The following is a 20,064-nucleotide window of genomic DNA, read 5'->3' on the forward strand; positions in this document are numbered from 1 at the left end:
CCCGGACCGGCCGGCTCCCGCTTCTGCCACACCCATGTGGCGGCACATGACGACCTGAGCCCGGGTCCCTACACCGGTCAGGCAGTCCCCGTCCACATCGAGCCGAAGGCCCACCCCGCTGCCTACGACCACGAGGTCTTCCTGGTGCTGAAGGAGTTCGGGCCCGCCTTCGGCCAGGGCGGGACATGGCCCAGAACTTCCTGGCCGGCTCCGAGGTGCCGGCCCTGGAGCGCAGGGATGAGAAGGCGATGGCCGGCTCACCGGCCCGGGGGATGCCGCACGGCCACGAGGTCCGCTGCACCGCGTTCGGTGTCAACGGCCGCAAACGGGGCCACGGCCCGCCGATCAAGGTCAAGTCCGGGCAGCGCGTGCTGTTCCGCGTCCTCAACGCCAGCGCCATCGAGATCCGCAGCCCGGCCCTGCCCGGCCACACCTTCGAAGTCACCCACATCGCCGGGACCCCGACCCACGGCCTGCGAAGGACGTCGTCATGCTCGGCGGCCACCAGACCCTCGACTTCGACTTCACCGCCGACCAGCCGGGCCTGTCCCTGTTCCACTGCCACCAGCGCCACCAGCAACTCCGCATGGACTACGGCCTCATGACCCTGCTGAACTGCGCCTGACCCGTGTCCTCGCCGTCAGCGATCAGGCCAATTCGACGCGCATCCCGCCCCCGGTCAGGGTGTCGAGCACTTCGGCGAACAGTTCGTACGGCTGCCCGTCCGGCGTCAGGGTGCGGGACAGGTGCTCGCGCGCGGTTGCCGCTTCCCGCCAGAGCAGCGTTCCCGGAGAGGTGTAGCCGAACCTGCCGCGCAGGCAGTCGTCGAGGGCGCCCAGGCAGCCGCCGAAGTAGCCGCCCGGCCCGTTCACGGCCTCGCCGAGGGCCAGGTGGAGCCCTGGGACGTCGGTGATGTGCCGGCCGTCGAGCTCGTACACGCGATCGGCCGGCCGGTCGCGGTGCGGGCGTCGGCAGGCCCGCTCCTGGACGACGTCCAGCCAGGCCTCGCGCCGCCGGGTGTCGAGGCCGGCCCACGCACCGGGTGTCTCCGGCGGCCCGGCGAGCCACTGCTCCCAGACCGGCCGGGCGTGTTCGGGCACGGGCGTGAAGAACCGGCCGTCCAGTTCCAAGTCGATCAAGTCCGCCTCGGGCGCGGACGGGTGGCACGCCTCGACCCTGGTCCACAGCAGCCGCCGGGCGAGGGGCTCGCCCCTGTCGTCCCGTATCTCCAGGGCGGCCTCCTCCAGGTCCAGCGCCCGCCGGGTCCCCGCCGTCAGTGCTCGCCGCAGTACCTCACCCGGGACGAGGTCCCGCAGGACGAGCGGGGGTTCGACCCGCTCGGGCGGCAGGACGCGGGCGAACTCCCGGCAGGTGCCCAGCCATCGGTGCTGGTCGTGCAGTCGGACGGAACCCCGGTGCCCGACGGGCGGACCCTCGCAGTCGTCGAGACCGGTGAGCACGAGACCGTCCGTCCCGGGGTGTTGACCGAGACTCTCCGCGTCTTCGAGAAGCCAGGGCCCGAGGTCCTCGTCCTCCGGCACCAGCCATACCCGGCTGCCGGCCCAGCCGCGTACCTCGTCTCCTTGCGGAACCCAGCCGAAGAGTTCGTACGTCCCACGCCGGGGCTCCCCGAACAGTCCCTCCACCTCGGCGCAGACACCCCAGACCTGGCCGTGCTCCGTGTCCGTCAGCGTGTATCGGGCCTGTCCGTGACGGTCCTCTTCCTCATGTTCCTCACCCATGGTGGAAATCATGCCCGGTCATTACGACCGTGGAATGGCGGAGGCGGCCTGGGGGGCGCAGATCGTGCCGCGGCCGTCGACGACGGCGCGGACGCCGGTGAGGTCGTCGACGTGGGCCATGGGAGTGTGGGCGGTCTTGCCGGTCTGCTGGCGGTACTCCCGCGAGTTCTCCTCGTCGTGCTCGACGGTGAGCATGACGCGGTCTCCTGGGGAGGAACGCGGCGAGCCCGTTGGATCCGGAGCGTCCGAGCCGTATCCGGCCGCCCCGCCGCCCTCTCGGCGCCCTGGGTCTCCTGCTCCTGCCCGATCCGGCACGAGCAGCAGGTCTTCAAGCGTCCTGGCGCAGAAGCGGCGTGGGCCGGAGGAAAGGTAGAGGCGTCGACGTCGGTGTCGGTTTCCTGCCGGAGAACGACCGGCCAGCGTGTTTGACTCCGTGCATGACCACCACGCAGTCGGCCAAAGCCCAGCTCTTCCGTTCTCTGCACGCGCCCGGCGCGCCGCTCGCGCTCGCCAATGCCTGGGACGTCGCGAGTGCCCGGGTCATCGAGTCCGCGGGGGCCTCCGCGATCGCCACCACGAGTGCGGGCGTCGCCTGGTCGTTGGGCTCGCCGGACGGTGACGTCCTCGCCCGCGATCAAGCGCTGGGGTTGATTTCCCGCGTCGCCGCCGCGGTCGCGGTTCCGGTCACCGCCGACATCGAGGGCGGGTACGGGCAGGACGCGGCCGAGGTCGCCGAGACCATCACCGGGGTACTCGCGGCGGGTGCTGTCGGTGTCAACATCGAGGACGGCACCCGAGCCCCGGACGAGCTCGCGGCGCGGCTGGCCGTCGCCCGGCGGACCGCCGACCGCGCGGGGGTGGAACTCTTCCTCAACGCCCGTGTCGACACGTACCTGTTGGGGCTCGGGGACCCGGTCACCCGGCTGGAGGAGACCCTGGCCCGAGCGCGCCGGTACGTGGACGCCGGCGCGGACGGCATCTTCGTTCCCGGTGTCTCCGACACCGCCACGATCGCGGCGCTGGCCGAGGGCGTCTCCGTGCCGTTGAACGTCATGGCCGGACCCGGCGCCCCGAGCGTCGCCGAGCTGGGTGCCCTCGGCGTGGCCCGCGTCAGCCTCGGCCCGGGCGTGGCGCAGGCCGCGTACGCTGCCGCCCGCCGCGCCGCGCGGGAGCTCTTCGACACCGGTGACTACGACTCCCTGTCCGGCGGCATCACCTTCCCGGAACTCAACGCGCTGCTCTCCGAGTCCCGTTGACAGCACCGTGATCCGTACTCTGTGGCGGTTGCTTCAGGGGAGGGACCGTCCACGCAGCGCGATCCGGAGCGCCACCGCAGGACCACGCGGAGTGACACGCGGGCGGTGGCCGCTGCCATCGCCGTCGGCCTGATGAGCGGCTGCTCGTCGGGCGAGTCCGCGCAGGCTGAGCAGTGGAGACGGAACTACTGCACCGGCTTGGTGCCTGGCAGGACGTCAGGGAGGCCATGGCGGCCGACGCCGAGAGCACCGGGCCGGGTGAGGAACGGATGGACCCGTCGCCCGAGCTCGACAACGCCGACATCGCCGGGCACGCCGCCGTCGTCGCCGCCAAGGTGCTGGATCGGGAGGGCCTTGACCGCACCGGTGGTCACACCCTCGATGACACCGTGAGGGCGGTCGGCGGCGACCCGGGGGCCGAGGCCCGTGCGACGTCCTCCTGCGACGACTCGGGCTTCGAGACATTGGTCGGTTGAGGTGACGCGGAAGTGCTCCCCCTGGCGGCTTGCCAGGGGGAGCACTTCGCTGTGCGCCTGCCGGTGACGGGTGAGAAGACGATCACAAGCAGGACATCCGCGGGACTACGTCGTCACGACGGTCGTCACGGCGCGAGCAGCAGGCTGTCGCCGCGCTCCCTGGCGGCCGCGTAGCGCTTGGCCACGTCCTGCCAGTCGACGACCTGCCACATCGCCTCGATGAAGTCCACCTTCTGGTTCTTGTACTGAAGGTAGAAGGCGTGCTCCCAGGCGTCGAAGACGAGGATCGGGGTGGAGCCCTGCCCGACGTTGCCCTGGTGGTCGTAGACCTGCTCCACGATCAGACGGCCGCTCAGCGGCTCGTACGCCAGCACACCCCAGCCCGAACCCTGGGTCGTGGCCGCGGCCTTGGACAGTTGCGCCTTGAAGCCCGCGAAGGAGCCGAACGACTCGGCGATGGCACCGGCCAGCTCCCCCACGCCGTCCTTCTCCAGGGGCTCGCCGCCGCCGTCGCCGGTCATGTTGTGCCAGTAGATGCTGTGCAGGATGTGCCCGGAGAGGTGGAAGGCCAGGTTCTTCTCCAGACCGTTGACCGAGCCCCACGACTCCTTGTCCCGCGCCTCGGCCAGCTGCTCCAGCGTGTCGTTGGCGCCCTTGACGTAGGCCGCGTGGTGCTTGTCGTGGTGCAGCTCGATGATCTCGGGACTGATGACCGGGGCAAGCGCCGAGTAGTCGTACGGGAGCTCCGGGAGCGTGTAGACCGCCATGTCCACCATCATCCTTCGAGTTATTGCGCATTAGTTGCAAGTGCACGATAGCAGCAACAACGCGCCGGAGTGCCGACCCGGCAACAGCCGCCGCGGCACCTCGACCGGGCCGACCGCGCACCCCAGCCACCTCGACATTTCCCGCAAATATGAACGAATCGCCCTATATTGACTAACGACGCACGGCCCGCGACAGCATCACCCGCCAGCCGCCGAACGGCACCCCCCAGGAGCAGCGCATGAGCACCGCCGCCGAACACCACACCCACGACAACCACACCCACACCCATGGCGAGGGCTGCGGACACACCGCCTTCCCGCATGGCGACCACGTCGACTACGTGCACGACGGGCACCTCCACAAGGCCCACGACGGCCACGTCGACGAGTGCGCGACCGCCGGCCACACCACCCACGCCCACCACGACCACCAGCACGGCGAGGGCTGCGGACATATGGCCGTACCTCACGAGGGCCACGTCGACTACGTGCACGACGGACACCGCCACGCCGCCCACGAGGGGCACTGGGACGACCACTGACGCAGCCGGCAGACCTCGAGCGGCCGGCGACCTCCCGAGGACGCCGGCCTCGGGCATCCCGCCGCACAGCAAATAGTAATGAGAATCGTTTTCATGTAGCCTCCTGGTTGCTCACCGAAGGTGACCAACGAACCAGGAGGACCCCATGGCCGTTCCCAAGCGCAAGATGTCCCGCAGCAACACCCGCCACCGCCGGGCCCAGTGGAAGGCCGCCACACCGGTGCTCGTCCCGATCACCGTCGACGGCGTCGCGCACCTCGTGCCCCAGCGGCTCGTGAAGGCCTACGAGCGCGGCCTGCTGCGTCCCGAGGGCTGACCGTCCATGCCTTCCGACCGACTCCCCGTCACCGTCCTGTCCGGCTTCCTCGGCGCGGGCAGGACAACCCTCCTCAACCATGTCCTGGGCAACCGAGGAACGCCTGGCCGAGATGACGACATCGAGCTGCCCTACAACAGGGAACCTTGAGCGTGTGCCATCCGTTTGAGCGGCTGCAGGTCTTGGGGCCGCTCTCGTGCGTGACACCCGGACCGGCCAAGAGTTCCTTCAGGGGGCCACACGCTCTGCGCTTGCTTGGCGCTGCAGGCCGTCGAGGAGGGCCTGCAGCCCGAGTTCGAAGCTGTCGTCGGGGGCGGCGGCGTAGCCGGCCGCTGCGGTGCCCAGGCGGGCGCGTAGGCGCGGGTGACGCATGGCGATCTCCTGGGCTTTGGTCATGGCCTGGTGAATCTGTTGTTCTGCGGTGCCGTTGCCCTGCTGGTCAAGTTTCCGGGTGAGGGAGGCGGTCGCGGCGGCGCCGGCTGCGTTGCCGAGGACGTAGGTGAAGACGGCGGCGGCGGCTCGGTCGGCCTGGGCGCCGGTGAAGCCGGCGGTCTCGTGCAGGGCGAGGCTGTGGTCGTCGTGGCGGGCTTTGTTCTCGCCGTAGAGGACGTGCGCGGCGAATGCATGGACCAGCCAGGGGTGGCGCAGGAACATCCGGTACAGGTCGGTGGCCATGGCGGTGGCCGTGGCGCGCCAGTCGGCGCCGTCGAGGTCGGGGAGGTCGAGTTCGCCCCACACGTGGTCGGCGGCGAGCAGGAGCAGGTTGTCCTTGTTCTCGATGTGCCAGTACACCGCGGTGGCTGCGGAGTTGAGGCGCTTGCCGAGGGCCCGCATGTTCAGCCCTTCGAGGCTGTCGGCGTCCAGCAGCTCGATGGCGGTGCGGACGATCTGATCGCGGGTGAGGGTGTCGCGTGCCATGACCTCACCGTAGGCATCACTTGCACAATGTTCAAGAACTGTCTTGCACAGCGTTCAAGTCGCGGGCTACGGTCGTACTCGCCCACCAATTGAACTAAGTACAAGTCAGGGAGACGTCCATGAACGCCCTTGCCGCAGTCATGCAGTTGCTGGTCGCCGCCGCCTTCGTCAGCATCCCCCTGGTGCGCCACCGTTACGGACCGGCCGCCAAGGCCGCCGCTGTGGCGGAGCTGCGGCGGCAGGGTGTTCGCCCGGAGGTGCTGGAGGAGAACAAGCTCCGCTTCGACGCCGGCGGCCACGAGACCGCGGCCCCGGCGACCGTCGCCGTGGTGATGACCGCCCTCGCCGCGATGAACTTCGCCGGGGCGGAGCCGGCCCAGCTGCTGACCTGGATATTCTCCTCCCTGGTCCTGCTGATGAACGTGGTCATCGTCTACAGCAACCTCACCGCGGTGAAGTCCGTCGAAGCCGCCTTCAGCCGCAAGGGCGACCCGGAGTTGGCCCGCATCGAGGTCGGCCCGTTCCTGAAGGCCGCCGAAGACGCCTTCCCCAGCTGGGTACGGGCACAGACCTACGTGCGCAACACCATCGTCTTCGCTGGCTCCGCCCTCGCCATCGTCGCCGTGTCCGTCGCTTGACCACATGCAGACGCCCCGCTGCAGCGGAGGCAGGCAGGGCCTTGCGGGCACTGCCAGCCCGACGTCACGCTCGGCCACCTCGACTGACCGACGCCACGATGCGGCTGTCGCCGTTGCTACCGGACGTCCGGGCGCGCCCGCACACGGACGCCTCCACGTTGGCGCGGATGTTCACCGCGAGGCCGGCGCCGGCGGACACCACCGCGGCGTCGGTAGGGCTGCCCTACACGCCGTCGTCGGACCACCGGGCGCCCATCCGCTCGTACTCGGTGTCTGTCACCGCCCTGCCGTTGTGGGACGGGGACGGCCAGGAATCCTGTGCCACTGCCAGTAACTCGCTTCCAGTCGCCCGAGCCGGCGGGCCAGGTCTCGCAAGGCGCGCACCGTGGCCGTGGTGCTGATCTCGTCGATCCGGGCTGTCGGTGTCGCGGGCGCCGGAGGGCCCGAAGCGTGCGACGGAGCCGGCCTGTGACCACAGGCCCGTGGGCGAGGTCGTGACCTCAGTCGTCGGCAAGTCCACGCGCTGCACGCGGCACTGGCCGACTGCCTCATGGCCGACGGTGAAAGCCTGCCGCCCGTCGACCCGTTCCCCGCCTGGGACACCCACGGCATCGGCGACACCTGCGAGCACGAGCACCCGGAGCCCGTGGCGCAGGTCTGAGCGCACGCCCGTGACCTCAGTGGGAGTGAGGCAGGTGCCGGAACTCGTTCCAGGCCTGACGCAGGGTGTCGATCACCTCCGGGGCGGCCCCGCGCCGCTCCAGGTACTCCCGGTACGTCTCGACGGTGGCCGCCGCGGGCCAGTGGGGGTCGTTCGCAACGGCGCGGGCGAAGGACCCCAGACGGTTCAGCTCGTCGGTGTGACTCCTGAGCCACCGCGTGAAGTCGGCTGCGTCGTTCATCGCATGTCTTCTCACAGAAGGAACGCCCACTGGTCCTCACCTGGCCGTCGGCCCCGCCGGCTGCCGTTTCTCAGACTCCCACGAGCACGCGGCAAGTCAAACCGGTCGTCGGGCGTCCCTGGTGAGGTTCGCGGCGACGCCTGTACGTATGCGGCCGGCGGCCCGTCGAGGGCGCGGTGGCGGGTGCCGAGCTTGCGCCATACGGTGAACAGGTGCCCGCCCGTGACCGTCAGGAAGGGGCGTGCTCCATGTGCGCACACTCCCAGGCCCCGGAGCCGCAGTCGGTGCTGTCCCCGCTGACGGGCGCGGCGATCTTCCTGGTCGCGACCATCGACCGGGGTGGCGAGCCGGTCGTACGGGACACGCTGTCCGAACTGAACGGGCTCCAGCGGGCGGTCGGTTTCCGGGCGACGCCGGACGGGAAACTGAGCGTGGTCGTGGGCATCGGCTCGGAGGCGTGGGACCGTCTGTTCGCGGGTCCGCGTCCGGCGGAGCTGCATCGTTTCCGCGAGTTGGTCGGACCCCGGCACCGGGCGGTCTCGACCCCCGGCGACCTGCTGTTCCACATCCGCGCGGCCCGTCCTGACCTCTGCTTCGCGCTGGCCGCCGAGATCATGGAGCGGATCCGCGCCGTCGTCACCGTGCGTGACGAGGTGCATGGGTTCAAGTACTTCGACGTACGTGACCTGCTCGGATTCGTGGACGGCACGGAGAACCCCACGGGCCGGGCAGCGGACACGGCGGTGCTGATCGGTGACGAGGACCCGGAGTTCGCCGGGGGCAGCTATGTGATCGTGCAGAAGTACGTGCACGATCTGGAGGCGTGGAACGCCCTGCCGGTGGAGGCGCAGGAGTTGGTGATCGGGCGCAGGAAGCTGTCCGACGTCGAACTGGACGACGCGGTCAAGCCGGCCGACTCGCACGTGGCGCTCACCACCATCGAGGACCCGGACGGGACGAAGCACGAGATCCTGCGCGACAACATGCCCTTCGGGACCGTGGGGCAGGGCGAGTTCGGTACGTACTTCATCGGTTACGCCCGTACGCCGGCCGTGATCGAGCGGATGCTGGAGCGCATGTTCCTGGGCGATCCGCCGGCCACCCACGACCGGATCCTGGACTTCTCCACCGCGGTGACCGGGTCGTTGTTCGCCGTACCCACCAGCGACTTCCTCGACGACCTCCCCGATGCGCCGGCCGCGCGCGAGGGTGGGGAGGGCCAGGAGGACGGTGGATTCGAGGAGACGGAGCCCGTGCCTGCGGCGGTCCGGCCGCCGGCCCTGGACGGCTCGCTGGGGATCGGTGATCTGAGGATGTGACAGGAGGCGAGCACCCGCGATGGACAATCTGCATCGTGAACTGGCACCCATCTCCGCCGCCGCGTGGGCCGACCTGGAGGAGGAGGCACGGCGTACTTTCAAGCGGCACGTCGCGGCCCGCCGCATCGTCGACGTGCCAGAGCCGTGCGGCCCTGAGCGGGCCGGTGTGGGGACCGGGCACCTGCGGACCGTGGCGGCGCCGGCCGAAGGGGTCGAGGCGCGGCTACGCCGGTTCCAGCCGCTGGTCGAGCTGCGGGTGCCGTTCACCGTGGACCGGCAGCAGGTCGACGACGTCGCGCGCGGTGCCAAGGACGCGGACTGGCAGCCGGTCAAGGACGCGGCCCGGCAGATCGCGTTCGCCGAGGACCGCGCCGTGTTCGAGGGCTATCCGTCCGCGGACATCGCCGGTCTGCGGGAGAGTTCGTCCAACTCCGCCCTGACCCTGCCGGCCGAGGCGCGCCAGTACCCGGACATCGTCAGCAAGGCCCTGACCGTGCTGCGGCTCGCCGGTGTCGGCGGCCCGTACGCACTGGCGCTGAGCGCGGCGGCGTACACCGCTGTCAGCGAGACGTCCGACTACGGCTACCCGATCATCAAACACATCGCCCGGGTGCTGGACGGCGACATCGTCTGGGCGCCCGCCATCGAGGGGGCCTTCCTGCTGTCGACGCGGGGCGGGGACTTCGAACTGCGCCTCGGCCAGGACCTGTCCATCGGCTACCTGTCGCACGACGACACAAGCATCCGGCTGTACTTCCAGGAGACGCTGACCTTCCTCGTGTACACCGGCGAAGCCGTCGTGCCGGCACAGGGGTCGACTCCCTCGTCCGCACCCGCGGCGGGGCGGGCATGAAAGCCGCCATCGTGGGAGTCGGCGCGGTCGGGTCGGCCACGGCGCTGTCCCTGGTCGAACGTGGGGGAACCTGCCGGGAGATCGTGCTGATCGACCGCGACACCGCCCGCGCCGACGGCGTGGCCGCCGACCTGCGCTACGCCGCTCCACTGTCCCCCACCGTCGACGTACGCTCCGGTGGCTACGGTGACCTGGCCGGGGCCGCCGTCGTCGCCATCACCGCGGGCGTCAACGAGAAGGCCGGCGGCGCCACCGACCGGTCCGAGCCCCAGGGGCGCCTGCGGCTGCTGGAGACCAATGCCAAGGTCTTCGCCGACGTCGTCCCCCGGGTGGTCGCGGTCGCGCCGGAGGCGGTGCTCATGGTGGTCACCGACCCGCCGGACCCGCTGGCCGACCTCACCCGTCATCTCGCCGGGCACGACCGGGTGTTCTCGACCGGCACCCTCATCGACAGTCTCCGGTTCCGTGTGCAGCTCGCCGACCGCCTGCGGGTGCGGCCACGTGACGTGCAGGCCCTCGTGGTGGGCGAACACGGCACCTCCGAGGTGCTGTTGTGGTCCTCGGCTGGTGTGGGCGGCATCCCCGTCGCCGAACTGCTCGCCCAGGACGGCCGGTCGGTCGAGGACATACGCGAAGAGGTCGAGAACGACATCCGGTACGCCAACATCACCATCATCGAGGGCACCGGCGCGAGCCAGTACGGCATCGGCGCCGTCTCCGCACGGCTCGTCGAGGCGGTCCTGCGCAACGAACGCGCGGTGCTGCCGGTGGCCGCGTACTCCTCCGCTCGCAGGGTCACGCTCTCCCTGTCCAGCGTTCTCGGAGCGGGCGGCGTCCAGCAGACGCACGAGCCCGCCATGACGCCCGAGGAGCGACGGGCCCTGGAGGAGAGCGCCCGGGTGCTGCGCCAAGCCGCCGAACGGGCCATTGCCGTAGGGGCGACGTGAGTTGGGGGCCCGACGAACAGCCTGACAGGGGACGGACACCACGACGACCACGACCGCATCATCCAGGACCGCGCCTTCGACGACGGGATGGGCCGCGATGCGTGCGATCGTCCGGGCGTTGTGCTCGAACAGATGCGCCTGCATGCCCGCCGCTCTGGCGGCCACGAGAATGACGCAGGTCGGGTTCAGGTGAAATCCCGCTGTTCGGGGGCCGGTTCGGTGGTGTGCCAGGGGGCATCGGGGTGGGTGGGGCGGGCGTTGGTGGTCAGGCGGAGGGCGTGGACCGGGGGTTCGGCGGTGTTCGGGACGGGGCCGAGGTAGTGGTGGCCGGTCATGTGGCACCAGGCGGGGAGGTCGAGCGGGGCTGCGGGGTCGGTGGCGATGACGTGTACGTGGGTGCCGGGGGCGGCGTCTTCGATGGCGGCACGGAGTCTGAGCAGGAGGGTGACGCACAGGAGTCCGGTGCCGTCGACCGTGATGTCCGCCTCGTCGGCGGCGGTCACCGGGTGCCTGCCGCGGAAGCGTTCGTCGCGGCGGCGATCGCGGTCGCGGCTGCCGCGATCTCGTCACGGGTGGTCCAGCGGCCGAGGGAGAGCCGGACGGCTTCCAGGGCCCGCGCGGGGTCGGTGCCCATGGCGGTGAGGACGGGCGAGGGGATGTGGATGCCGCTGTGGCACGCGGAGCCGGTGGAGGCGGCGATCCCGGGTGCGCCGTCCAGAACGCGGTGTCCCGGTACACCGTCGATGCCGATGTTCAGCGTGTTGGGCAGCCGCTGTTCGACGGGCCCGTTGAGCCGGACCCGCCCGGGCAGGGCGTCGACGAGTCGGTGGTGCAGTTCGTCGCGCAGGCCCCTGATCCGCTCGTGCGCACCGTCGGCGAGGTCGTCGGCGGCGAGTTGCGCGGCGGCGCCCAGGGCGACGGCGAGGGCGACGTTCTCGGTGCCGGCGCGCAGCCCGCGTTCCTGGCCGCCGCCGTAGACGACCGGCTCCAGTCGCACACCGTCGCGCACGAACAGGGCGGCCGCACCCTTGGGCGCGTACATCTTGTGCCCGACGACCGTGAGCAGGTCGGCGCCCAACTCCCGTACGTCCAGCGGGATCTTCCCGACGGCCTGGGCGGCGTCGCAGTGGAGCAGCGCTCCGGCCCGGTGGGCGGCGTCGGCCAGTTCCCTCACCGGCTGGAGGGCGCCGGTCTCGTTGTTGGCGACCATGACCGAGACCAGCACGGCGTCCTCGTCCAGCGCGGCGGTCAGCGCGGCCGGGTCGACCAGGCCCTCGCGGTCGACGGGCAGCACCGTGATCCGTGCGTGGTGGAGGCGTTCGAGGGCATGGCAGGTGGCGAGGATCGCGGGGTGTTCGGTGGCCTGGGTGATGACGTGGGGGCGGGTGCGGGTGGCGGCCAGGGTGGCTCCGCGCAGGGCGAGCAGGTCGGCCTCGGAGCCGGAGGCGGTGAAGACGATCTCGTCCGGGCGGGCACCGATCAGCTCGGCGACCCGGGCACGCGCCGCCGCGAGGGCGCTGCGGGGTTCGCTGCCGTAGCGGTGGGTGCTGGAGGGGTTGCCGAAGTGCCCGGTCAGGTGGGGCAGCATCGCTTCCACGACGCGCGGGTCGACGGGTGTGGTGGCGTTGTAGTCGAGGTAGACCGGTCCGCCGGCCAGGCCCGGGTGCGGCGGCGGACGGTGGGTCATGCGCCGGCTCCCGCGTCCACGGGCAGCTCCGCCAGGCGCCATTCGAGCATGCCGTCGTTGAGGCGGATGGCGCGGCGGCCGTTCTCGGTGAGGAGGCGGACGGCGTCGTGGGCGAGGACGCAGTACTCGCCACGGCAGTAGACGACCACCTCGGTGTCCTCGGGCAGTTCACCGACGCGGTCGGCCAGTTCCTCGACGGGGATGGAGACGGCACCGGGAATGTGCCCGGCCCGGTACTCCTCGACCGGGCGGACGTCCAGAAGCACCACCTGCTCGGATTCCGCGCGGGTCCGCAGTTCGTCCCGGTTGACCGTGCTGCCGCCGCCGTCGCCGAGGTAGGCGTCGCGGGCGGCCGGGACGCCGGCCTGATGGGTCTCGGCGACCTTGCGCAGCAGGGCGAACAGCTCGGCGACGTCGTCACCGGCGAGCCGGTAGTGGATGCGTACGCCCTCACGCCGGGTGCTGACGAACCCGGCCTGTTTGAGGATCTGGAGGTGCGCGGAGGCGGTCGTCAGATTCAGTCCGGCCGCCTTCGCGAGCGCGTCGACCGTGCGCTCGCCCTGGGCGAGGAGGTCGAGCAGCTCCAGCCGCTTCCCGCTGGCCAGCGCCTTCCCGCTGGCCGCGAACGCGTCGTAGAGCCGCGCCTTCGTGGCCGTCTCCGCCATGATCTCCTCCCTTTCCTCCAAAAATCTATGGAATATGGTACCTGAGCTGCCGCCGGACAGCTGTGGGTCGTGGCGTTCGCCGCACGGGCGGCCGTGCCGTCCGCTTCACCGGTTCACCGGCTGTGGGCGGTGACGGCGATGGCCGGGAGGACGGCCAGGGCGAGAACACCACCGGTCAGGGCGAGGACGGGATAGCCGGCGAGGTCGACGACGATGCCGGAGGCCAGTCCGCCGGTGGCGCCCGCGACGGCGATGGAGACGTCGACCATGCCCTGGGTCTTGGCACGGGTCGCCAGCGGCACCGCGTCGGTGATGATCGCGGTCCCCGAGACCAGGCCGAAGTTCCAGCCGAGGCCGAGCAGCGCCAGGGCGAGCGCCAGCAGGGCGACGGAGTCGCCGGGGACGACGGCGGCGACCAGGCCCGCGACGAGGAGGGTGACGCCGGAGGCGGCGGCGAGCGCGATGCGGCCGTAGCGGTCGACGAGGCGGCCGGTCAGCGGCGAGGGCAGGTACATCGCGCCGACGTGGATGGCGATGACCAGCCCGGAGGCGGCGGTGCCGTGGCCGTGGTCGTGCATGTGGACCGGGGTCATGGTCATCACCGCGACCATGACGAGCTGGGTGAGGATCATGACCAGGGCTCCGAGCACGACGCCGCCGCGCGGCTTCGCCGGTGCCTCCTCGACGGCCTGGCCGGCCTGCGCCGGCCGCGCGGCGGGGTCCTGCTCGGCTTCGGCGAGGGTGCGGGCCAGCAGGAGGGGGTCGGGGCGCAGCCAGAGGGCGAGGACGACGGCGGCCGCCGCGTACGCGGCCCCGGCGAGAAGGAAGGGTCCGGCCAGGCGGGGAATGCCGAGGACGGCGGCGAGGTCGCCGGTGGGGGCGGCGAGGTTGGGGCCGACGACGCCGCCGAGGGTGGTGGCGACCAGGACGGTGGACACGGCGCGGGCGCGGTGGGTGGGGGCGGCGAGGTCGGCTCCGGCGTAGCGGGCCTGGAGGTTGGTGGCGGTCCCGGCGCCGTAGACGAACAGTGCGATGAACAGCAGGACGGGGCTGCCGAGGCCCGCGGCGGCGAGGACGCCGACACTTCCGACGGCGCCGGTGAGGTATCCGGCGGCCAGGCCCGGGCGGCGGCCCCGGGCCTGGGATACACGGCCGACGCCTATCGCGGCGAGCGCGCTGCCCGCGGTGAACAGCGCGCTCGGCAGTCCGGCCAGGCCCGTGGTGCCGAGCATGTCCTGGGCCAGCAGGGCTCCGACGGTGATGCCCGCCGCGAGCCCGGCGCCGCTGAGGACCTGGGAGGCGACGAGGACTTTCAGGATGCGGCGCTGCACGTCGGGGCCGGCGGCGAGAGTGGACGAAGCTGCGGTGCTCGTCACGGGTGGGGCTCCTTTCGGTGGCGGGCGCTTCCCGCCACACGGCGGGAAGGGGTACGGGCCGGACGGCCAGGGGTGGTCAGGCGTCGGGCGCCTGGGCGCGGTCGGCGAACCAGGTCGGCGGGGTCCGGGCCGTGGACGGTCTCCGGGCTCGGTGCTCGGTCATGTCTCTCCTTGTGACGGCGGAGCAGGATGGTCGCACGCCTCCACGGCACCCACTCCGATCAGGCTTTATACCGTCCGGAGACGAATCCGCCCCGCGGGCGAGGACCCCGGCCGCACTATTCCACAAATCCATGGAATACCGTAGGTGACGGCGGGTGCGTGCAGCCACACGCACTCCTCCACACCGGATCGCCTGGAAGGACACGCCGTGGGCCACACCGAGGAGCAGTTGATCCCGCCGGGCGACGAAGGGCCGGGCAACAGCGCCCATCCGCTCGGCCTGGGCGGCGGGCGCGCCCTGGCCGTGGACGCCGGCGGCGACCTGCGTGCCCCGTACGCGGTGGCCGGGCGGCACGGGCTGCGCGTGGCGTTCGCCGCGGACACGCATCGGCACGCCGACTTCCCCTCCGGCGCCGTGCGGCTCGGTCGCGACGCCGGGGCGACCGTGCTCGCCTCCACCGCCGGCCGCGGGGCCTTCGCGCACCCGCCGCTGGACGACGGTGACGAGGTGGACCTGGGCGGGCTCACGCTGCGGGCGCTCGCCACCCCCGGCCACGCCGACGAACACCCGCCGTACCTCGTCCTGGACGGCCGTACCGAACTCGGCGTGTTCACCGGCGGGTCACCGATCGTGGGCGCCGCCGCCCGGACCGACCTCCTCGGCGCCGGGCCGGAGAGCGGCCGATGAGCACCCCACCCGCCGCCGAGGCCTCGGCGGCCCCCGCACCGGTACGGCTGGGCCTGCGGGAGAACTGGCTTCAGTTCACCCTGCTCGTCGTCGTCAACACCTGTGTGGGCGGCCTGGTCGGACTGGAGCGCACGACGGTGCCGCTCATCGGCACCAGGGTCTTCCATCTCACCAGCGACCTGGCCGTGTTCTCCTTCATCATCGCCTTCGGCATGACCAAGGCGTTCACGAACCTCGCCGCCGGGGCGCTCACCGCGCGATTCCGCCGCAAGCAGCTGCTGGCGGCGGGCTGGCTCATCGGGATCCCCGTGCCCTTCGCCCTCGCCTGGGCGCCCTCGTGGGGCTGGATCGTCGCCGCGAACGTCCTGCTCGGCGTCAATCAGGGCCTGACCTGGTCGATGACCGTGAACATGAAGATCGACCTCGTGGGCCCCGCCCGGCGGGGTCTCGCCACCGGTCTGAACGAAGCCGCCGGGTACGCCGCCGTGGGCGCCACCGCCCTGCTCACCGGCTATCTCGCCACGTCCTACGGCCTGCGCCCCGCGCCCGAGCTGATCGGCGTCGTCTTCGTCGTGGCCGGGCTGGCCCTGTCCGTCGTCGTCCGCGACACCGCCGCGCATGTCGCGCTCGAACTCTCCCAGCACCCCGCGCTTCCGCCAGCGGAGCGGAACACCGGCCTCGCACAGGCCTTCGCCCGCACCTCCTGGCGCCACCGCTCCCTGCGCGGCGCCAGCCAGGCAGGCCTGATCAACAACCTCAACGACGGCCTCACCTGGGGCGTCTTCCCCCTGCTGTTCACCGACCACGGCCTCGGTCTCGCCGCCGTCGGCCTGATCAAGGGGCTGTATCCGCTGCTGTGGGGCTTCGGGCAGATCGCCACCGGCCACTACGCCGACCGCGTCGGCCGCAAACCCCTCATCGTCACCGGCATGCTGGTCCAGGCCACCGGCTTCGTCCTCGCCCTCGTGCTGCTCCCGCGTCCCCTGCTCGCCGGCATCGTCTCCGCCGTCTTCCTCGGTATCGGCACCGCCATGGTCTACCCCGCCCTGATCGCCTCCGTCTCCGACCACGCCCACCCCACCTGGCGGGCCAACGCGCTGGGGACCTACCGGTTCTGGCGCGACGTCGGCTACGCCGCCGGAGCCCTCGTCGCCGGTGTCCTCGCAGACGCCCTCGGCCTGAACGCCACCGTCCTCGCGGCCGCCGCCCTCACCGCCGCGTCCGGCCTGCTCGCCGCCCGCTGGATCACCGACCGCCCCACCCACTGACCAGCCGCACACCGCGCCCCGGAGAGGTACGCGTGCCCGCCGACCGCCTCCCCGGCAGCCGAAGCCGACGCCCGCATGGTTGAGTTGCGGGCATGAGCACCCTCGCGGCCCACGCCATCGGCACCAGGCGGCTGGACCTGCTGCCCCTGCACGTCGAGCACGCCGAGGAGATGGCCGCGGTGCTGTCGGATCCGGCCCTGCACACCTTCACCGGCGGCACGCCGGACACCCCGCGAGCCCTGCGCTCGCGCTACGAGCGCATGACGGCCGGCTCTCCCGATCCGGCGGTCTCCTGGCTGAACTGGGTGATCCGGCTGCGGGAGGAGTCCTGCCTGACGGGCACGGTCCAGGCGACGGTCGGCCCCTCCGGCCACGGGCTCATCGCCGAGGTCGCCTGGGTGGTGGGGACCCCGTGGCAGGGACGAGGCATCGCCGGCGAGGCCGCCCGGGCACTCGTCGACTGGCTGGGCCGCCGGCCGGTGCGGACCGTCGTCGCCCACATCCACCCCGACCACCGGGCATCCGCTGCCGTCGCCACCGCCGCCGGGCTCACACCCACCGACGCATGGCACGAAGGCGAGCGCCGATGGTGTCTGAGCGTCAGGCGATGACTTCGGCACGCTGCGTCACGGGCTTCAGCGCACCAGTTCGTCGGCAAGGAGGTCCATCAGGAGACCGTCGTGCCAGGTGCCGTCCGTGCCGCGCTCGTACTGCCGCATGATGCCGACGGGCCGGAAACCGGCCTTGGTGTAGCAGCGGATCGCCGCGGTGTTGTCGGCTGCCGGGTCGATGACCAGGCGGTGGTAGCCGTGGGTGTCGACGAGATGACAGGCCAGGGTCCGTACGGCGTCGGTGCCCAGGCCCCTGCCGTGCACCGCGGGATCGAGGAAGATGTCGATGCCCGCGTGCCGGTAGTCCGGCTCCTCCTCGGCATGCCACTGGATCATGCCGATGGGCCGCTGCCGGAAGTCGACGGTCAGGCACCGGGTGTGAGGGTCCTCCAGATCGGCCGCGAGGTCCGCCGCGAGGTCGTCCCCGCCCCTCCACCGTGCGCGTACTTCCGGTGTGGCCCGGATGTCGGCCAGGGCGGGGATGTCCTCGCGGACCGTGGGGCGGAGGACGACAAAGGCGCCGCGCAGCTCGGTCATGACCGGGAACTTTACGGGAGTCGGGCACGTGCGGTGTGCTCGCGTTACCGCGGCGCCCCAAGGCTGATTTCCGCGGCCTCCCAAGGCTGATGTGAGGGCGCGAAGTTGCGTTCGCGGGCGCGAGCCTGCTCGTGATCGAGATGCGGGTTGCGGGGAGCGGTGCCAAGAATCGAACTGAGAGGCAGTGACGCCGACTACAGAAAGGCAGTCGATCATGCGAAGCAGGATCATACGCGCTCTGACCGCCAGCGTCGCCGCAGGCATGCTCGCCAGCGGAGCAGCCGTGGCCTCTACAGGAGCCGCCTTCGCGGCGCCTGCGAACGCCAAGGTGTCCAACAGTCACCACGCGTCCGTACCGGACCCCACCAAGACGCCGCACCACAAGAAGTGCCCGAAGGGTGAGCACTACAAGAAGGTCCACGGCAAGTGGGGCTGCCACAAGAAGTAGCCTCCGTGCCGGGCGCCGGGGACATTCGGCCGACATCCGTGCCGACTGCGCGACTCCCCGGCGCCCGTCATCGCGCGCGGTTCTCGCCCTGAGAACGCGCCTCCGCCCTGTCGGCCAACAGCCGTCAGGGCGGAGGAGGTTGTCAAACCGGAATGAACCCGGAACGAGGCGGGGCGTCAGACGGGGCCGGGGCGGCCTGCTCCGGGTCGTCGTAGAGGCTCTCCGCGTGGTCGGCCGGGGAGGCCGAGGCGTTGTCGTACTTCGTGTGGTCCAGGATCTTCTCACGGGCGGAGACGAGCACCGGGACGAGGGCCTGACCCGCGACGTTGGTCGCCGTGCGCATCATGTCCAGGATCGGGTCGATGGCGAGGAGCAGGCCCACGCCCTCCATCGGCAGGCCGAGGGTGGACAGGGTGAGCGTCAGCATGACGGTCGCGCCCGTCAGACCGGCGGTGGCCGCCGAGCCGATCACCGAGACGAAGGCGATGAGCAGGTACTCCTTGATGCCGAGCTGCACATCGAAGATCTGCGCCACGAAAATCGCGGAAATGGCCGGGTAGATGGCCGCGCAGCCGTCCATCTTGGTCGTCGCGCCGAACGGCACGGCGAAGGAGGCGTAGTCCTTCGGGACGCCGAGACGGATCGCCGACTGCTGGGTGACCGGCATGGTGCCGACCGAGGAGCGGGAGACGAACGCCAACTGGATGGCGGGCCAGGCGCCCTTGAAGAACTGGATCGGGTTCAGCTTCCCGACGACGGAGAGCAGCAGCGGGTAGACGCCGAACAGGACCAGGGCGCAGCCGATGTAGATGTCGGCGGTGAACGTCGCGTAGTCGCCGAGCAGGTTCCAGCCGTACTGCACGATGGCGCGGCCGATGAGTCCCGCGGAGCCGATCGGGGCGAGCAGGATCACCCACCACAGAGCCTTCTGGAGCAGCTCCAGGATGGACTCGGAGAGCGTGAGGACCGGCTGGGCCTTCGAGCCGATCTTGAGGATCGCGATACCGGCGACGACCGCCATGAAGACGATCTGAAGCACGTTGAGCTCGGTGAACGGCGTGATGACGTCGGTCGGGATGATGCCGGTGAGGAAGTCGAGCCAGCTGCCGGCGTGGTCCGGCTTGGCGCCGTCGGCCGGGGTGAGGGCGGAGCCGGAACCCGGGTTGGAGACCAGCCCGATGACGAGGCCGATGACGACCGCGATCAACGAGGTGATCATGAACCAGAGGAGGGTGCGGCCGGCCAGGCGGGCCGCGTTGTTGACCTTCCGCAGGTTGGTGATCGACACCATGATCGCGAAGAAGACCAGTGGTGCCACGGCCAGCTTCAGAAGCTGCACGAAGATGCCGCCCACCTTGTCGAGGGTGGTGGCGAGCCAGGACACGTCGTAGGTGCGGGCTACGAAGCCGAGGATCAGGCCGACGACGAGACCGAGCAGGACTTGGGCCCAGAAGGGGACGGGTATCCGGAAGCCTGAGTTCGCGGGCTTCGGATCAGCGGTGTTCGCGGACACGGACACACTCCAGTAGGGACGCGCGAAAAGGTGAGTTTGAGCGGGGACTTACAGGAGCGGCGCGCAGAAGAGACGTCAACAGCGCCGCTGCATCGATGAGTTCGCGGTCAGGCGCGACAAGCCGCGGACACGCAGCGGCAGAGATCGACATGCAGGCGCGCCACGAGCGATACGCCCATGACGACACGGCAGACGCCGTAGGAGGCGTCTGCGCGGTAGGCGGCTGCTGTCTTCACGGTGAAACGTTAACACTTCTACTTTGAGAACCTCAAAGGGACCCTTTGGATCGAGGGTGCCCTTTTCCCGTCTTGTGGGGACTCCCTCCCGCCGGGGCGCCGGCTCTTCCAGGGACGCCCTCCCGCCGGGGCGCCGACATCCGCTCCGTTTCCGCGCCGCCGGGGCCCGGACAGCGGCCTCGAGAGGCCCGTGGATG

23 protein-coding genes and 3 pseudogenes are annotated in these 20,064 nt (G+C 71.1%); 15 read left to right on the forward strand and 11 right to left on the reverse strand.

Annotated features, from left to right (window positions below):
- Positions 1-272: 272 nt before the first annotated feature.
- Both ACFY3J_RS23865 and ACFY3J_RS23870 read left to right on the forward strand, forming a co-directional pair.
- Positions 273-458: pseudogene (locus ACFY3J_RS23865) on the forward strand (hypothetical protein); the annotation flags it as partial.
- Positions 455-625, forward strand: a pseudogene (locus ACFY3J_RS23870) (multicopper oxidase domain-containing protein); the annotation flags it as partial. The pseudogenes ACFY3J_RS23865 and ACFY3J_RS23870, both read left to right, overlap by 4 nt.
- Positions 626-647: 22 nt before the next feature.
- Here ACFY3J_RS23870 and ACFY3J_RS23875 read toward each other — a convergent pair.
- Positions 648-1,742: a barstar family protein gene (locus ACFY3J_RS23875; protein WP_390841707.1), complete on the reverse strand. Its 1,095-nt coding sequence runs from the start codon at positions 1,740-1,742 to the stop codon at positions 648-650.
- Positions 1,743-1,763: 21 nt separating this feature from the next.
- Positions 1,764-1,937, reverse strand: coding sequence for a hypothetical protein (locus tag ACFY3J_RS23880; RefSeq protein WP_390841708.1), 174 nt, complete (start codon positions 1,935-1,937; stop codon positions 1,764-1,766).
- A 242-nt stretch (positions 1,938-2,179) separates the two neighbouring features.
- On the opposite strand from ACFY3J_RS23880, the gene ACFY3J_RS23885 reads away from it, so the two are divergent.
- Both ACFY3J_RS23885 and ACFY3J_RS23890 read left to right on the forward strand, forming a co-directional pair.
- Complete coding sequence (locus ACFY3J_RS23885) at positions 2,180-2,998, forward strand: isocitrate lyase/phosphoenolpyruvate mutase family protein (protein WP_390841709.1); 819 nt, start codon at positions 2,180-2,182, stop codon at positions 2,996-2,998.
- A gap of 227 nt (positions 2,999-3,225) precedes the next feature.
- A complete protein-coding gene (locus tag ACFY3J_RS23890; RefSeq protein ID WP_384178220.1) occupies positions 3,226-3,474 on the forward strand; it encodes a hypothetical protein in 249 nt (82 codons plus the stop codon).
- Positions 3,475-3,599: 125 nt separating this feature from the next.
- Here the strand turns inward: ACFY3J_RS23890 and ACFY3J_RS23895 are convergent, their stop codons facing one another.
- Positions 3,600-4,241 carry a superoxide dismutase gene (locus tag ACFY3J_RS23895; protein ID WP_384178217.1) on the reverse strand — a complete coding sequence of 214 codons (642 nt, stop codon included), beginning with the start codon at positions 4,239-4,241 and terminating at the stop codon, positions 3,600-3,602.
- Between the two features lie 239 nt (positions 4,242-4,480).
- Here ACFY3J_RS23895 and ACFY3J_RS23900 point away from each other — a divergent pair, with 239 nt between their 5' ends.
- The 3 genes and pseudogenes from ACFY3J_RS23900 to ACFY3J_RS23910 all read left to right on the forward strand — a co-directional run.
- A complete protein-coding gene (locus ACFY3J_RS23900; RefSeq protein ID WP_384178214.1) occupies positions 4,481-4,783 on the forward strand; it encodes a hypothetical protein in 303 nt (100 codons plus the stop codon).
- 145 nt (positions 4,784-4,928) lie between these two features.
- A complete protein-coding gene (rpmF, locus tag ACFY3J_RS23905; RefSeq protein WP_384178211.1) occupies positions 4,929-5,099 on the forward strand; it encodes a 50S ribosomal protein L32 in 171 nt (56 codons plus the stop codon).
- A gap of 6 nt (positions 5,100-5,105) precedes the next feature.
- Positions 5,106-5,195: pseudogene (locus ACFY3J_RS23910) on the forward strand (GTP-binding protein); the annotation flags it as partial.
- 132 nt (positions 5,196-5,327) lie between these two features.
- Here ACFY3J_RS23910 and ACFY3J_RS23915 read toward each other — a convergent pair.
- Entirely contained in the window at positions 5,328-6,017 is a 690-nt protein-coding gene (locus tag ACFY3J_RS23915; RefSeq protein ID WP_390841710.1) for a TetR/AcrR family transcriptional regulator, read from the reverse strand.
- Positions 6,018-6,136: 119 nt separating this feature from the next.
- Between ACFY3J_RS23915 and ACFY3J_RS23920 the strand changes: the two genes are divergently transcribed.
- Positions 6,137-6,655 carry a hypothetical protein gene (locus tag ACFY3J_RS23920; RefSeq protein ID WP_390841711.1) on the forward strand — a complete coding sequence of 173 codons (519 nt, stop codon included), beginning with the start codon at positions 6,137-6,139 and terminating at the stop codon, positions 6,653-6,655.
- 677 nt (positions 6,656-7,332) lie between these two features.
- Here the strand turns inward: ACFY3J_RS23920 and ACFY3J_RS23925 are convergent.
- Positions 7,333-7,557, reverse strand: coding sequence for a YozE family protein (locus tag ACFY3J_RS23925; RefSeq protein ID WP_384178202.1), 225 nt, complete (start codon positions 7,555-7,557; stop codon positions 7,333-7,335).
- Positions 7,558-7,805: 248 nt separating this feature from the next.
- Here ACFY3J_RS23925 and ACFY3J_RS23930 point away from each other — a divergent pair, with 248 nt between their 5' ends.
- The 3 genes from ACFY3J_RS23930 to ACFY3J_RS23940 are packed head-to-tail and all read left to right on the forward strand — an operon-like array spanning position 7,806 to position 10,676.
- On the forward strand, positions 7,806-8,876 hold the full coding sequence (locus ACFY3J_RS23930; protein ID WP_384178199.1) for a Dyp-type peroxidase: 1,071 nt from the start codon (positions 7,806-7,808) through the stop codon (positions 8,874-8,876).
- Between the two features lie 19 nt (positions 8,877-8,895).
- Positions 8,896-9,729 (forward strand): family 1 encapsulin nanocompartment shell protein, encoded by an 834-nt coding sequence (locus ACFY3J_RS23935; protein ID WP_390841712.1) that lies wholly within the window; start codon positions 8,896-8,898, stop codon positions 9,727-9,729.
- Positions 9,726-10,676, forward strand: a complete 951-nt coding sequence (locus ACFY3J_RS23940; protein WP_384178193.1) for a hypothetical protein — start codon at positions 9,726-9,728, stop codon at positions 10,674-10,676. The genes ACFY3J_RS23935 and ACFY3J_RS23940 overlap by 4 nt, the downstream gene beginning before the upstream one ends.
- 185 nt (positions 10,677-10,861) lie before the next feature.
- Here the strand turns inward: ACFY3J_RS23940 and ACFY3J_RS23945 are convergent, their stop codons facing one another.
- The 4 genes from ACFY3J_RS23945 to ACFY3J_RS23960 all read right to left on the reverse strand — a co-directional run bounded on the left by ACFY3J_RS23945 (position 10,862) and on the right by ACFY3J_RS23960 (position 14,404).
- Entirely contained in the window at positions 10,862-11,179 is a 318-nt protein-coding gene (locus ACFY3J_RS23945) for a sulfurtransferase TusA family protein (protein WP_384178190.1), read from the reverse strand.
- The gene (locus ACFY3J_RS23950) at positions 11,176-12,363 is read right to left on the reverse strand and encodes a cysteine desulfurase family protein (protein WP_390841713.1); all 1,188 of its coding nucleotides are present in this window, start codon (positions 12,361-12,363) and stop codon (positions 11,176-11,178) included. Before ACFY3J_RS23950 ends, ACFY3J_RS23945 begins: the two co-directional genes overlap by 4 nt.
- Positions 12,360-13,028, reverse strand: a complete 669-nt coding sequence (locus ACFY3J_RS23955) for an ArsR/SmtB family transcription factor (RefSeq protein ID WP_384178184.1) — start codon at positions 13,026-13,028, stop codon at positions 12,360-12,362. Before ACFY3J_RS23955 ends, ACFY3J_RS23950 begins: the two co-directional genes overlap by 4 nt.
- A 113-nt stretch (positions 13,029-13,141) precedes the next feature.
- Complete coding sequence (locus ACFY3J_RS23960) at positions 13,142-14,404, reverse strand: MFS transporter (protein ID WP_384178180.1); 1,263 nt, start codon at positions 14,402-14,404, stop codon at positions 13,142-13,144.
- Positions 14,405-14,774: 370 nt separating this feature from the next.
- On the opposite strand from ACFY3J_RS23960, the gene ACFY3J_RS23965 reads away from it, so the two are divergent.
- The 3 genes from ACFY3J_RS23965 (at position 14,775) to ACFY3J_RS23975 (ending at position 17,133) form a co-directional block, all read left to right on the forward strand.
- The gene (locus ACFY3J_RS23965) at positions 14,775-15,254 is read left to right on the forward strand and encodes a hypothetical protein (RefSeq protein ID WP_390841714.1); all 480 of its coding nucleotides are present in this window, start codon (positions 14,775-14,777) and stop codon (positions 15,252-15,254) included.
- A complete protein-coding gene (locus ACFY3J_RS23970) occupies positions 15,251-16,522 on the forward strand; it encodes an MFS transporter (RefSeq protein WP_390841715.1) in 1,272 nt (423 codons plus the stop codon). The genes ACFY3J_RS23965 and ACFY3J_RS23970 overlap by 4 nt, the downstream gene beginning before the upstream one ends.
- Before the next feature lie 92 nt (positions 16,523-16,614).
- Entirely contained in the window at positions 16,615-17,133 is a 519-nt protein-coding gene (locus tag ACFY3J_RS23975; protein ID WP_390841716.1) for a GNAT family N-acetyltransferase, read from the forward strand.
- A gap of 24 nt (positions 17,134-17,157) precedes the next feature.
- On the opposite strand, the gene ACFY3J_RS23980 is transcribed toward ACFY3J_RS23975, so the two are convergent.
- Positions 17,158-17,670, reverse strand: coding sequence for a GNAT family N-acetyltransferase (locus ACFY3J_RS23980; protein ID WP_384178168.1), 513 nt, complete (start codon positions 17,668-17,670; stop codon positions 17,158-17,160).
- Positions 17,671-17,884: 214 nt separating this feature from the next.
- Here ACFY3J_RS23980 and ACFY3J_RS23985 point away from each other — a divergent pair, with 214 nt between their 5' ends.
- Positions 17,885-18,118, forward strand: a complete 234-nt coding sequence (locus ACFY3J_RS23985) for a hypothetical protein (protein ID WP_390841717.1) — start codon at positions 17,885-17,887, stop codon at positions 18,116-18,118.
- Positions 18,119-18,260: 142 nt separating this feature from the next.
- On the opposite strand, the gene ACFY3J_RS23990 is transcribed toward ACFY3J_RS23985, so the two are convergent.
- Positions 18,261-19,631, reverse strand: a complete 1,371-nt coding sequence (locus ACFY3J_RS23990; RefSeq protein WP_384178162.1) for a dicarboxylate/amino acid:cation symporter — start codon at positions 19,629-19,631, stop codon at positions 18,261-18,263.
- Positions 19,632-20,064: the final 433 nt, after the last annotated feature.

The organism is Streptomyces sp. NPDC001231, assembly GCF_042896885.1.
Classification (GTDB): Bacteria; Actinomycetota; Actinomycetes; order Streptomycetales; family Streptomycetaceae; genus Streptomyces.

Coding starts and splice junctions, on each gene's coding strand:
- ACFY3J_RS23900 (WP_384178214.1), top strand. CDS start 4,481: ATGAGCACCGCCGCCGAACACCACACCCACGACAACCACACCCACACC.
- ACFY3J_RS23950 (WP_390841713.1), bottom strand. CDS start 12,363: ATGACCCACCGTCCGCCGCCGCACCCGGGCCTGGCCGGCGGACCGGTC.
- ACFY3J_RS23885 (WP_390841709.1), top strand. CDS start 2,180: ATGACCACCACGCAGTCGGCCAAAGCCCAGCTCTTCCGTTCTCTGCAC.
- ACFY3J_RS23875 (WP_390841707.1), bottom strand. CDS start 1,742: ATGGGTGAGGAACATGAGGAAGAGGACCGTCACGGACAGGCCCGATAC.
- ACFY3J_RS23980 (WP_384178168.1), bottom strand. CDS start 17,670: ATGACCGAGCTGCGCGGCGCCTTTGTCGTCCTCCGCCCCACGGTCCGC.
- ACFY3J_RS23970 (WP_390841715.1), top strand. CDS start 15,251: ATGAGCACCCCACCCGCCGCCGAGGCCTCGGCGGCCCCCGCACCGGTA.
- ACFY3J_RS23940 (WP_384178193.1), top strand. CDS start 9,726: ATGAAAGCCGCCATCGTGGGAGTCGGCGCGGTCGGGTCGGCCACGGCG.
- ACFY3J_RS23955 (WP_384178184.1), bottom strand. CDS start 13,028: ATGGCGGAGACGGCCACGAAGGCGCGGCTCTACGACGCGTTCGCGGCC.
- ACFY3J_RS23880 (WP_390841708.1), bottom strand. CDS start 1,937: ATGCTCACCGTCGAGCACGACGAGGAGAACTCGCGGGAGTACCGCCAG.
- ACFY3J_RS23890 (WP_384178220.1), top strand. CDS start 3,226: ATGGCGGCCGACGCCGAGAGCACCGGGCCGGGTGAGGAACGGATGGAC.
- ACFY3J_RS23985 (WP_390841717.1), top strand. CDS start 17,885: ATGCGAAGCAGGATCATACGCGCTCTGACCGCCAGCGTCGCCGCAGGC.
- ACFY3J_RS23920 (WP_390841711.1), top strand. CDS start 6,137: ATGAACGCCCTTGCCGCAGTCATGCAGTTGCTGGTCGCCGCCGCCTTC.
- rpmF (WP_384178211.1), top strand. CDS start 4,929: ATGGCCGTTCCCAAGCGCAAGATGTCCCGCAGCAACACCCGCCACCGC.
- ACFY3J_RS23915 (WP_390841710.1), bottom strand. CDS start 6,017: ATGGCACGCGACACCCTCACCCGCGATCAGATCGTCCGCACCGCCATC.
- ACFY3J_RS23935 (WP_390841712.1), top strand. CDS start 8,896: ATGGACAATCTGCATCGTGAACTGGCACCCATCTCCGCCGCCGCGTGG.
- ACFY3J_RS23975 (WP_390841716.1), top strand. CDS start 16,615: ATGAGCACCCTCGCGGCCCACGCCATCGGCACCAGGCGGCTGGACCTG.
- ACFY3J_RS23925 (WP_384178202.1), bottom strand. CDS start 7,557: ATGAACGACGCAGCCGACTTCACGCGGTGGCTCAGGAGTCACACCGAC.
- ACFY3J_RS23930 (WP_384178199.1), top strand. CDS start 7,806: ATGTGCGCACACTCCCAGGCCCCGGAGCCGCAGTCGGTGCTGTCCCCG.
- ACFY3J_RS23895 (WP_384178217.1), bottom strand. CDS start 4,241: ATGGCGGTCTACACGCTCCCGGAGCTCCCGTACGACTACTCGGCGCTT.